The following is a 10,832-nucleotide window of genomic DNA, read 5'->3' as shown; positions in this document are numbered from 1 at the left end:
CCTCCGGGCTGCGGCGGGGGGGGCGCCCCTGTGGGGGCGCGGGTTGCTCCCCCCCCCCCCCCCCCCGGGGGGGGGGGGGGCGGTTTTCGGGGGAAACCCCCCACGCGCGTGGAGATCCCGCAGGAGGAGGACCTCGGCGCCGTGGTGGATGGCCTCCCGGTTGATGTGCAGGACGAGGGTCGCGAGCGGGTATTCGGAGTACGGGCCCTCGGCCTCGCCACACGGCCTCGTGAGGTCTTCGGCGGTGAGGCCGCGGACGCCGTCACGCCAGCGCGCGTAGGCATCGTCGAGCTGCTCCAGCGCCTCTTTGGCAGAGCCCGCGTAGGGGAAGGTCTGGTAGTCGACGAGCGGGCCGCCGAAATGCGAAGCGTTCCGCATCGCGAAGACGCCGACGATGATGTGCGCGAGGCGCCAGGCGATCGTCGTCACCGGCGGCGGTGACGGCTCCGGATACGCCCAGTCGATCGTGAAAGCGCCGTTCTCGCCCGGCCGGATCGTCCAGCAGTCCTCGACGGGTTCCCACAGGTATTCGTCGTCGGTGAGGGTGTCCAGCCGGGGCCGGAGGTGCCGCGTCCAATGCCAGTCGAGCTGTTCGGAGAGTTCCTTGGTCCAGTCGATGCCCATGTCCCGGACGTTAGGACGCCTCGCGGTCATCCGCTGTCCTGAATCGTGAGGGGGTTGGCGGCGAGGTGACCCGGCCCACCTGGGACGATGGTGGGGAAGCGTGCTGCTCTGATCTGGAGGTTTCAGGTGCCCAGTCCCACCGGTCCGGTACTCGTCGTGGACTTCGGGGCGCAGTACGCGCAACTGATCGCGCGCCGCGTGCGCGAGGCGCAGGTCTACTCCGAGGTCGTTCCGCACACCGCGACCGCCGAGGACATCCTGGCCAAGGACCCCGCCGCGATCATCCTTTCCGGTGGTCCTTCCAGCGTGTACGCGGAGAACGCCCCCGCCCTCGCCCCTGGGCTGGTCGACGCGGGCGTGCCGATCCTCGGGATCTGCTACGGCCACCAGGTGCTCGCGCAGGCGCTAGGCGGCACCGTCGAGCCGACCGGGATCCGCGAGTTCGGACGCACCGAGGTGCGCGTCGCCGGTGAAGGCGGCGTCCTGCACGCCGGTCTCCCGAGCAACCAGCCCGCCTGGATGAGCCACAACGACAGCGTCACCAAGGCCCCCGAGGGTGCCACCGTGACCGCTTCGAGTGACGGCGCCGCCGTCGCCGGGTTCGAAGACGTCGAGCGCCGCTTCGCCGGCGTCCAGTACCACCCCGAGGTGCACCACTCGCCGCACGGCCAGGAGGTGCTTCGCCGCTTCCTGCACGACATCGCGGGCATCAAACCGCAGTGGACGACGTCGTCCATCGTCGACGACCAGGTCAAGCGCATCGCCGAGCAGGTCGGCGACGGCCGGGCGATCTGCGGGCTCTCCGGCGGTGTCGACTCCGCCGTGGCCGCCGCGCTGGTCCAGCGGGCCATCGGCGACCGGCTGACCTGCGTGTTCGTCGACCACGGCCTGCTGCGCTCGGGCGAGCGCACCCAGGTCGAACGCGATTTCGTCGCCGCGACCGGGGTCAACCTGGTGACCGTCGACGCGCGTGACCGGTTCCTCGACGCGCTGGCCGGGGTCACCGACCCCGAAGAGAAGCGCAAGATCATCGGCCGCGAGTTCATCCGCGTGTTCGAGCAGGCCGAGCGCGACCTCAAGGCCGAGGGCGACTACAAGTTCCTGGTCCAGGGCACGCTGTACCCGGACGTCGTCGAGTCCGGCGGCGGCGAGGGCGCGGCGAACATCAAGAGCCACCACAACGTCGGCGGGCTGCCCGACGACCTGCAGTTCGAGCTCGTCGAGCCGCTGCGCCTGCTGTTCAAGGACGAGGTGCGGCGCGTCGGGCTGGAGCTCGGGCTGCCGGAGACGATCGTGCAGCGGCAGCCGTTCCCCGGCCCGGGGCTCGGCATCCGGATCATCGGCGCGGTCGACGCCGAGCGGCTCGAAACGCTGCGCGCGGCGGACGCCATCGCGCGCGAGGAACTCACCGCGGCCGGGCTCGACGGCGAGATCTGGCAGTGTCCGGTGGTGCTGCTGGCCGACGTCCGCAGCGTCGGCGTCCAGGGCGACGGGCGGACCTACGGGCACCCGATCGTGCTGCGGCCGGTGTCGTCCGAAGACGCGATGACCGCGGACTGGACGCGGCTGCCCTACGAGGTGCTGGAGCGGATCTCGACCCGCATCACCAACGAGGTCGCCGAGGTGAACCGGGTGGTCCTGGACGTCACGTCCAAGCCGCCGGGCACCATCGAGTGGGAGTGACCGCTCCCGTCCCGACTTGCGTTTAGCGGGCTAATCGCGATCTTTCGCCTCTGGGCACCCCAGGCGACCGGATCGCGTTTAGCCCGCTAACTGCGCTCTGGGGCCTTGGGTACGCGGCCCGGCCCGGATCGCGATTAGGGGGCTAAACGCAGGTCGGCGGGCGTGGGCACCTTGGCGACGTCGGATCGCGTTTAGCCCGCGAAACGCAGGTCGGCACCAGGGGCCGGAGCAAGGCGAAGGCCCCGGCGAGGGGCCGGGGCCTTCGGAGTGGGGTGGATCGTGAGCGGCGGCGCTAGCGGCGGCTCTTGCGCAGCGAAGCGGCGAGCAGCAGGACGCCGACGAAGATCGCCCCGCCCGCCATGACCCACCGGAAGTCGAACCGCGGGAGCCACGAGGCGCCGTCCGAGAGGACGTAACCCGACACCAGCAGCGTCGCGATGCCGATGATCAGAGTGAAGACGTCCACCCCGCGCTTCGCCGGCTGAGCCTGCTGGGTCTGCGTGTTGTCGTAGTCGTACTCAGCCACGGCGCACCTCCACGTTCCCGACACCGTTCTCGACCTTCACAGTGATCTTCTGCCCGTTGTTCCCCGGCGACGTGAAGTCGGTGACCTCCTCGCCGACACCCGAGCGGGACTGGCCGAGGCAGTCGATGTCACCCGCGCCCGTCTCGCAGGAGACCTTCACTTCGGCTCCCGCCGGCACGAGCACCGTCGAGTTGCCCGCCCCGTTGGAGACCTTCGTCGTCACCGAAGCGCCCGCCGGCAGCTTGGTCAGGTCGACGTCGATGTTCCCGGCCGAGCGGTGGTACTCCGGCAGCACCTCGGACACCTGGATCGGCGTCACCGTCAGGTCGCCGACGCCGCCCTTCACAGAGAAGTTGTCGAACGGCACCGTGGTCAGCGCCATCCCCACGATCGCCAGCGGCACGGCGAGCCCGATCAGCCCGCGACCGCCCCGGACGAACGCACCGGCCACCAGCCCGATGCCGACCACGCCCAGGGTGAGTCCGACGACGTGCTGCATGGTGAACCACGGCTCGCCGTCCAAGCCGAGGACGGTGCCGACCCCGGCGACCAGCACGGCGATTCCGAAGGTCGCGGCGCCGATCTTCGACTTCGGCCGCCGGGGTGTCGGCGGCGCGGGCGGCGGCGGAGGGGTCTGCGGCGGCATTCCGCCGGACGGGGACGCGTTCGGCAGGTCCCAAGCGGACGGGTCGGCCGCGAGGGGGTCCCAGCCGCCCTCGGTCGCCGTCTGGGTGGAGGCCGTCGACGCCGACGCCATCGAGAACGCGGCCGCCGGCTGAGCCGGTGCGGGCATCGACGGCCGGTTGAACTGACCGCGGTTGCGGTGCAGCAGGTACAAGGCCACGGCCATCAGCGCGAAACCGATCAACCCGGTGCCGTCGGTCATCCAGCCGCCACTCAAGGTCCAGGTGAGACCGGGGAACAGCAGGATCAGCAGCAGCACCGCGAACGCCGGCGAACTCGACGCGCGACCCCGGCCGATCAGGCCCTCGAAAGCGGAAACGCGGTCGCCTTCCTGCGGCAGGAACAGCCAGCCCAGCAGGTAGACGAAGACGCCGAAACCGCCGAAAACCGTCGCGGCGACCAGCGCGACCCGGACCACGGTCGGGTCGATGCCGTACCGATAGCCGATGCCCGCGGCGACACCGGCGAACTTACGGCCGTGTACCGGCCGGACCGGCCTGCTCCGCCAGAAATCCTTGACGGTCTCCTCGAAGCCGGCCGCGGGGCCGCGCTTCGGAACGTGTGTCTCACTCCCACTCATGCCACAAAGAATGCGCCCCGGCCGGCCCTCGCCACATCCGGGAACTCCCCTGAGGTTTCCCCCAGCGGGAAGAGTCAGGGGTTTCCCCGATGGATCAGTACTCCACTCCGTGTGACCATGGAGAACGTGCAGGAATCCGCCCCCAACGACCTCGCCGCGCAGGTGAAGCCGACGATCATCGAGCGCCCTCCGGTGCCCGTTTCCGGCAGCCTGTCCCCGGCACCGTTCGAGCCGCCCAAGATGTATCGCCGCCGTTCCGGCCGCGCCATCGCGGGTGTCGCCGGCGGCCTCGCCGATCACCTCGGCGTCAAGGTGCTCTGGGTCCGGATCGCGTTCGCGTTGCTGGCCGCGCTGAACGGCGCCGGCCTTCTCGCGTACGGCCTGCTCTGGGTCTTCGTCCAGCAGCAATCCGGTGAGGTCGAGCCGGAGAAATCCGCGCCGAAGGAGAAACAGCAGGCATTCGGCCTGATCGCGCTGGGTGTCGGCCTCGCCGTCGCCAGCGGCACGCTCACCGGCTTGATCAGCGGCTGGGTCGCCATTCCGCTGGCGCTGGCCATGATCGGCGCGGCCGTCGTCTGGCGTGAGGCCGACGAGTCGCAACGTCGCCGCTGGCGCCTCGGGGCCAAGGGCGGTGTCGCCACGGCGTTCCTCGGCGGCGGTGGCTGGTCGGCCGCGATCCGCGTGGTCGCCGGTGTCGCGCTGGTGATGACCGGTATCGGCGTCGTCGTCCTGGAGAGCGGCAGCATCGACCAGGTCAAGTTCGCGCTGGTCGCCGTGATCGCGACGCTGTTCGGGGTGGCCGTGCTGACCGTCCCGTTCTGGCTGCGCCTGGTCCGCGACCTGTCCGACGAGCGCACCGCCCGCATCCGCACCGACGAACGTGCCGAGATCGCCGCGCATCTGCACGACTCGGTCCTCCAGACCCTCGCGCTGATCCAGAAACAGGCGGAATCGCCGCGCGAGGTCGCCAGGCTCGCGCGCGGTCAGGAACGCGAGCTGCGCGGCTGGCTGTACGGGCCTTCGGGGTACGGCAAGAGCAAAAAGACCGAGGAAGACGCCATCAGCGGTCAGCTGTCCGAAGTGCTCGCGGCCGCGTGCGGCGAGGTCGAGGACGCGTTCGCGATCTCGGTGCAGCAGGTCGTGGTGGGGGAGGCCACGCTGAACGAGCCGCTGACCGCGCTGGTCCAGGCGGCGCGCGAAGCGATCGTCAACGCCGCCAAGCACGCGGGCGTCGACGAAGTCAGCGTGTACGCCGAGGTCGAGCCGACAGCGGTGACGGTGTTCGTGAGGGACAGGGGCAAGGGGTTCGACCCCGATGTCGTGCCGAACGATCGGCACGGTCTCGCGGATTCCATCCGGGGGCGGATGGAACGGCACGGCGGGAAGCTGAAACTGCGTACCGCACCGGGTGAAGGAACCGAGGTCCAGCTGGAGATGCCGGTCAAGGCGGGGAAGGGCGCGGCGTGAGGTCGCTATGCTCACAGGACAGGGCGAGCGAGGGAGCATCGTGACGGAGAACCAGCAGACGCGGGAGCCGGTCAAGGTCTTCCTCGTCGACGACCACGCGCTCTTCCGCGCGGGTGTGCGCACCGAACTGGACTCGATCACCGACGACGTCCGCGTGGTCGGCGAGGCGGGCTCGGTGGCCGAGGCCGTCGCGGGTATCGCCCGGACCAAACCGCAGGTCGTGCTGCTCGACGTGCACATGCCGGACGGCGGTGGCGCCGAGGTGCTGCGCCGGGTCCGGCCGGAACTGCCGGACGTCGTGTTCCTCGCGCTGTCGGTCTCCGACGCCGCGGAGGACGTGATCGCCGTGATCCGCGCGGGGGCGCGGGGTTACGTCACGAAGACGATCTCGTCCAAGGAGCTCGTGCGTGCCGTCGTGCGGGTCTCGGACGGGGACGCGGTGTTCTCGCCGCGGCTGGCCGGATTCGTGCTCGACGCGTTCGCCGACCGGCCGGGTTCCGCGCCGATCAGCGACCCGGACCTCGACCTGCTGACCCCGCGGGAACGCGACGTGCTGCGGCTGCTCGCGCGCGGGTACGCGTACAAGGAGATCGCGTCGGAGCTGTTCATCTCGGTGAAGACCGTCGAGACGCATGTGTCGAGCGTGCTGCGGAAGACGCAGCTTTCGAACCGGTACGAGCTTTCGCGCTGGGCTTCCGACCGGCGTCTCGTCTAGGTGGCGCCTGTTTTCATCGGCCTGGTGGCCGTGTTCTTCCTCGGCATGGGGCTGCTCGGGCTCGCCGCGCCGAAGCGGCTGATCCGGCCGTTCGGCATCTCGCTGGAGTCGGCGACGGCGCGGACCGAAGTGCGTGCCGTCTACGGCGGCTTCGGGGTGGCCGTCGCGGTGCTGCTCGGGTTCGCGGCTTTCGACGTCGGCGGGATACAGCGGGGCGTCGCGATCGCGGTGGCCGTCGCGCTCGCCGGGATGGCCTTCGGACGGCTGGTCGCGCGGTTCGCGGAACGGCCGGAGCGGTTCTATCCGAGCTGGCTCTACTTCTGGGTCGAGATCGTTCTCGCCGCTTTGCTCACCCTCGCGGCCCTGGCACCGGATCGCGTTTAGCGGGCTAAACGCGATCCGGCGAGCCCCCAGGCCCCACCGCGTCGCGATTAGCCCGCTAAACGCAGGTCAGCGGAATTCGTGGGTGACCTCGATCTTCCCCACGATGTGCGTGTTGAACTCGGCCAGGTCCTCGGCCGGGACCCAGAGCTCCAGGATCGTCTTCCCGCCCGCCTGCTGGACGGGGTACCGCTCGACGAACGACGTCTCGACCTCGAATCGCGTCACGAAACCCGCGCCGTCGTAGCGCACGTTCCAGTCACGGGCGATCTTGATCGCGTAGTCCTCGTTCAGCACCGGGTAGAAGATCGGCTGCTCCGGTAGCCGCGGCGGCCACTCGCGCCAGCCCGACTCGCGGACGAGGTCGAGCTCGACGGGGCCGGTGGGACGCCAGAGCGTCGTCGTGTCCGTCATGGCGCGACCTTGTCGACGGCGGCCAAAGGGCGCTCGACCTGCGGAGTGGTAGCAAAGGTCCCTTGCTCCCTCGGCCGGAGCCGGGTCAGCGCGACCCCGCCCAGCACGACGACCATCCCCGCGATCACCCGCAGGTTCAGCGGCTCGGCCAGGAACACCGCCCCGAGCAGCACCGAGACCACCGGCAGCAGGTATCCGACGATCGACGCCGCGACGGCGCCCTCGCTCGCGAGGAGCTGGTAGTTCAGCGCGAACGCGATCCCGGTCGACCCGATCCCCAGGATCACCACCGCGACGATCGCGCCGGTGCTCAGATGCACCGGTTCGAAACCGCCCATCGGCATCGCGAGCAGCAGGAACCCGGTCGCCAGCAGCATCTGCCCGCCGGCCAGCGACATCGGCGAGTCGCCGGTGCCGGTGAGGTGCTTGCCCTCGTAGACGAACGCGAAACCGTAGCTCGCGGCCGCCGCGAGGCACGCCAGGGCGCCCCAGCTGAGCAGGCCGGAAGCCTGCCACGGCGCGAAGATCAGCAGAATCCCGGCGAGTCCGGCGACGAGCCCGGCGACCCGCAGCGCGGTCATCCGCGTGCGCGCTCCCAGCATCGGCGCGGCGACCAGCACCCACAGCGGCGTCGTCGAGTTCAAGACGCCGGTGATCCCCGAGTCGACGGTCAGCTCGCCCCACGCGAACAGCAGGAACGGCAACGCGTTGTGGAAGAACGCCGCGACGGCCAGGTGTCCCCAGATCCGCCGTCCCGACGGCAGCCTGTCCCGGCCGAGATAGCAGAGCCCGATCAGCACCGCCGCACCGAGCGCCACCCGCGCCAGCACCAGCTGCACCGGCGTGAACGCGCCGAGCCCCAGTTTGATCCAGAAGAAACTCGATCCCCACATGAGCGCCAGCGCGCCGATCCGCAGCAGGGTCTTGGTCTCGCCCACCCCAGTCCTCCTTCTCGCCTGGCCCAGCTTCGCCGCGCCGACGCGTAAGGACAAGCGAAAATAACTGCAGGAAGCCTTAAGAAGAACTGTAAGATCGGAGGATGCTGGACGTCCGCCGCATGCAGGTCCTCCGAGCCGTGATCAGCAGTGGTTCGATCACCGCCGCCGCCCGGAATCTCGGTTACACACCCTCCGCGATCAGCCAGCAATTGTCCACCCTGGAAAGGGAAGCGGGCGTCGAACTGCTCGAACGCGTCGGCCGCGGCGTGCGCCCGACGCCCGCCGGTTCGCTGCTGTCCGAACACGCGGAAACGCTGAGCACGCAGCTCGCCAAAGCCGAAGCCGCGCTTACCGAGCTCAAGGAAGGCCGCACGGGCAGGCTCGCGATCCGCTATTTCGCCACCGCGGGTGCCTCGTTGGTGCCCTTGGCCGTCGCCGCGCTGCGCCGCGAGTTCCCGGGCGTGCGCCTCGACCTGAAACTGGTCGAGCCCGACGATTCGATGCCCGAGATCGAGTCGGGCAAGGCGGACGTAGCGATGATCGTGCTCCCCAGCAGCACTCCACGGATCAAGGGCGTCGAGTACATCCACCTCCTCGACGACCCGTATCGCGCGATCCTGCCGAAGAACCACCGGCTCGCCCGCAAACGCGTCCTCGATCTCGGCGAACTCGCGGAGGATCCGTGGGTCGGCGTCGACGGTCTTCCCGGCGCCTGCCGCGACATCCTGCTCGACGCCTGCGGCGCGGCCGGATTCGCCCCGAACCACGTCGTCGAATCCGAGGATTACCAGACGGCACAAGGGTTCGTGGCCGCCGGGCTGGGCGTCGCGCTGATCCCGGAGCTCGGTCTCGGCGCCCCGCATCCCGGCGTCGCGATCCGCAAGGTCCGCCGTCCGGATCCGGTGCGGTCCATCCACGCCGCCGTCGCCGCGCACGCCAGGGAACACCCCGCGGTGCGCCGGTTCCTCGGCGCGATCCGCGAAGGGGCCGGACAGGTAAGCGGGACTGGCCGAGTGGGCACGAAAACCGGCTGAGCTTGAACAGCCGCGCGGACGGCCGACAACCTGGCAGGGAAGCCGAATTCCCGCCAGCGAAAGGACTTCCGTGCGTCCCCTGATCGTCCTGCACGGCTCATGGCACCAGCCCGCTCATTTCGACGACGTCGTCGAACGCCTCCGCCGCGACGGCGTCGAGGTCACCGTCCCCGACCTCGGCGGGCGTCCGATCGCCGAAACCACCCGGACCGTCCAGGAGATCGTCGACCGCGCGGCCGAGCCGCCGGTGGTGCTCGCGCACTCCTTCGGCGGCCTGATCGCGAGCGGGCTCCAGGGGACCTCGCACCTGATCTACCTGGCCGCGATCGTCAGCGAGCCGGGGGAAACCGCCCAGTACTGGATCGAGCGGGCCAAAGAGGAAACCGGCCGCGAACCCCAGCAGCTGCCCTTGATCTTCGACGATCAAGGCTGGACCCATCTCGACCTCGCCGCCGTCCGCGAGGCCCTGTACGCCGACTGCACGGACGCCGTCGCCGAGCGCGCCACGGTACTGCTGCGTCCCGAGCCCGTCACGATCTTCGACGAGTCGCCGGAAGGCGCGGCGTGGAAGGACACCCCGACCACGTACATCACCTGCACCGAAGACCGGGCGCTCGTCCCGGAAATGGTCGTCCACTTCGCCGCGCGCTGCGACACGACGGTGACCTGGCGGGCGAGCCACAGCCCGTACCTCAGCCGTCCCGTCGAGCTGGCGACGCTGGTCCTCGAGCGGCTCTAGCTAGATCAGGAACAGCTCCGCGAACAGCACGCCGATGAGGATCGCCGCCACGACGGCGCCCGCCGTGATCAGCCACTTCCGGGTGTCCGGCGATTTCGCGGCCGCCGGCGCGGCGGGAGCGTACTGCTGCGTCGGCGGCGTGTACTGCGGCTGCGGCGGCTGATACTGCTGCGGCTGGTGCTGCGGGAACTGCGGAGCCGGCTGCTGTGCCGGTTGGTGCGTCGGGATCGGCATCGACGCCGGAACCGTCGGCATGGCGGGGGCGGTCGGCGGGATGAACGCCGTCTGCCGCCCCTCGGTGATCGCGCCCAGCGAGCGGACCGTGTCCGCCATCGTCGGCCGCGCGTCCGGCGCCGCCCGCAGCATCTTGCGCAACGCGCCGGCCAGCGGCCCGGCGGTCTGCGGCGGCCGTTCCGAGGACTCGCCGTCCTCACCGAACGGCGGCACCCCCTCGACGGCCGTGTACAGCGTCGCGCCCAGCGAGAACACGTCGGACGCCGAAGTCGCCGGTTCGCCGCGCGCCACCTCGGGCGCCCGGTACGCCGGGCTCGCGCCGCCACCGGTGATGCCGATGTCGGTGAGCTTCACGCCGCCGTCGTCGGCCAGCAGGACCGTGCCCGGCTCGACGGTCCGGTGCACCACCCCGGCCTCGTGCATCGCGGCCAGCGCACGGCCGAGCACGATGCCCAGCCCGGCGGCCTGTTCCGCGGTCAGCCTGCCGTGCTCGGCGAGGAAGGTCGCCATCCCGCGGGACGGGATGTACTCCATCACCAGCCAGACGTCCGGCCCGTCGGGCAGCACGTCGTACACCTTGATGGCGGTGGCGTGCTCGAACTTGGCCGCGTCCTTGCCCTCTTGGACGACGACGGCCTTGGCCTGCTCCGCCCGGTCCGGCGGCAGGCCGACGGGCAGATACATGCGCTTCATCGCGACCGTGCGCAGCAGGCGTGTGTCGAACGCCAGCCACACGATGCCCGCCCGGCCACGCCCGATGGGCTGGTCCAGGCGGTACCGGCCGCCGACGATGGAACCTTCAGAACTCAATGG

General features: G+C 70.4%; 11 protein-coding genes and 1 pseudogene. 6 read left to right on the top strand and 6 right to left on the bottom strand.

Annotation, left to right across the window (positions count from 1 at the left end; genetic code table 11):
* Nucleotides 1-105: 105 nt before the first annotated feature.
* A pseudogene (locus ACIRGA_RS17540) lies at nucleotides 106-624 on the bottom strand (DinB family protein); the annotation flags it as partial.
* Between the two features lie 126 nt (nucleotides 625-750).
* Here ACIRGA_RS17540 and guaA point away from each other — a divergent pair.
* The gene (gene guaA / locus ACIRGA_RS17535) at nucleotides 751-2,307 is read left to right on the top strand and encodes a glutamine-hydrolyzing GMP synthase (protein ID WP_016331177.1); all 1,557 of its coding nucleotides are present in this window, start codon (nucleotides 751-753) and stop codon (nucleotides 2,305-2,307) included.
* A 292-nt stretch (nucleotides 2,308-2,599) separates the two neighbouring features.
* Here the strand turns inward: guaA and ACIRGA_RS17530 are convergent, their stop codons facing one another.
* A complete protein-coding gene (locus tag ACIRGA_RS17530) occupies nucleotides 2,600-2,833 on the bottom strand; it encodes a hypothetical protein (protein ID WP_400942251.1) in 234 nt (77 codons plus the stop codon).
* Nucleotides 2,826-4,097: a PspC domain-containing protein gene (locus tag ACIRGA_RS17525; RefSeq protein ID WP_400942249.1), complete on the bottom strand. Its 1,272-nt coding sequence runs from the start codon at nucleotides 4,095-4,097 to the stop codon at nucleotides 2,826-2,828. Before ACIRGA_RS17525 ends, ACIRGA_RS17530 begins: the two co-directional genes overlap by 8 nt.
* A 111-nt stretch (nucleotides 4,098-4,208) precedes the next feature.
* On the opposite strand from ACIRGA_RS17525, the gene ACIRGA_RS17520 reads away from it, so the two are divergent.
* Genes ACIRGA_RS17520 through ACIRGA_RS17510 form a run of 3 tightly spaced genes read left to right on the top strand, consistent with a single transcriptional unit; the run spans nucleotide 4,209 to nucleotide 6,663 of the window.
* A complete protein-coding gene (locus tag ACIRGA_RS17520; protein WP_400942247.1) occupies nucleotides 4,209-5,564 on the top strand; it encodes a PspC domain-containing protein in 1,356 nt (451 codons plus the stop codon).
* A gap of 7 nt (nucleotides 5,565-5,571) precedes the next feature.
* Entirely contained in the window at nucleotides 5,572-6,279 is a 708-nt protein-coding gene (locus tag ACIRGA_RS17515) for a response regulator transcription factor (RefSeq protein WP_085939730.1), read from the top strand.
* Entirely contained in the window at nucleotides 6,280-6,663 is a 384-nt protein-coding gene (locus ACIRGA_RS17510) for a DUF4345 domain-containing protein (RefSeq protein WP_400942245.1), read from the top strand. It begins immediately after the preceding gene.
* Nucleotides 6,664-6,729: 66 nt separating this feature from the next.
* On the opposite strand, the gene ACIRGA_RS17505 is transcribed toward ACIRGA_RS17510, so the two are convergent.
* The gene (locus ACIRGA_RS17505; protein ID WP_063273387.1) at nucleotides 6,730-7,074 is read right to left on the bottom strand and encodes a hypothetical protein; all 345 of its coding nucleotides are present in this window, start codon (nucleotides 7,072-7,074) and stop codon (nucleotides 6,730-6,732) included.
* Nucleotides 7,071-8,012, bottom strand: coding sequence for a DMT family transporter (locus ACIRGA_RS17500; protein WP_400942242.1), 942 nt, complete (start codon nucleotides 8,010-8,012; stop codon nucleotides 7,071-7,073). The genes ACIRGA_RS17505 and ACIRGA_RS17500 overlap by 4 nt, the downstream gene beginning before the upstream one ends.
* Nucleotides 8,013-8,113: 101 nt before the next feature.
* Here ACIRGA_RS17500 and ACIRGA_RS17495 point away from each other — a divergent pair, with 101 nt between their 5' ends.
* Both ACIRGA_RS17495 and ACIRGA_RS17490 read left to right on the top strand, forming a co-directional pair.
* On the top strand, nucleotides 8,114-9,046 hold the full coding sequence (locus ACIRGA_RS17495; protein WP_400942240.1) for a LysR family transcriptional regulator: 933 nt from the start codon (nucleotides 8,114-8,116) through the stop codon (nucleotides 9,044-9,046).
* A gap of 70 nt (nucleotides 9,047-9,116) precedes the next feature.
* On the top strand, nucleotides 9,117-9,785 hold the full coding sequence (locus tag ACIRGA_RS17490; RefSeq protein ID WP_400942238.1) for an alpha/beta hydrolase: 669 nt from the start codon (nucleotides 9,117-9,119) through the stop codon (nucleotides 9,783-9,785).
* Here the strand turns inward: ACIRGA_RS17490 and ACIRGA_RS17485 are convergent, their stop codons facing one another.
* Complete coding sequence (locus ACIRGA_RS17485; protein ID WP_400942236.1) at nucleotides 9,786-10,829, bottom strand: serine/threonine-protein kinase; 1,044 nt, start codon at nucleotides 10,827-10,829, stop codon at nucleotides 9,786-9,788.
* Nucleotides 10,830-10,832 lie beyond the last annotated feature (3 nt).

Source organism: Amycolatopsis sp. NPDC102389 (assembly GCF_044765885.1).
Classification (GTDB): Bacteria; Actinomycetota; Actinomycetes; order Mycobacteriales; family Pseudonocardiaceae; genus Amycolatopsis.
Note: the sequence above shows the minus strand (reverse complement) of the source record. Positions and strands in the feature narration are given on the sequence as shown.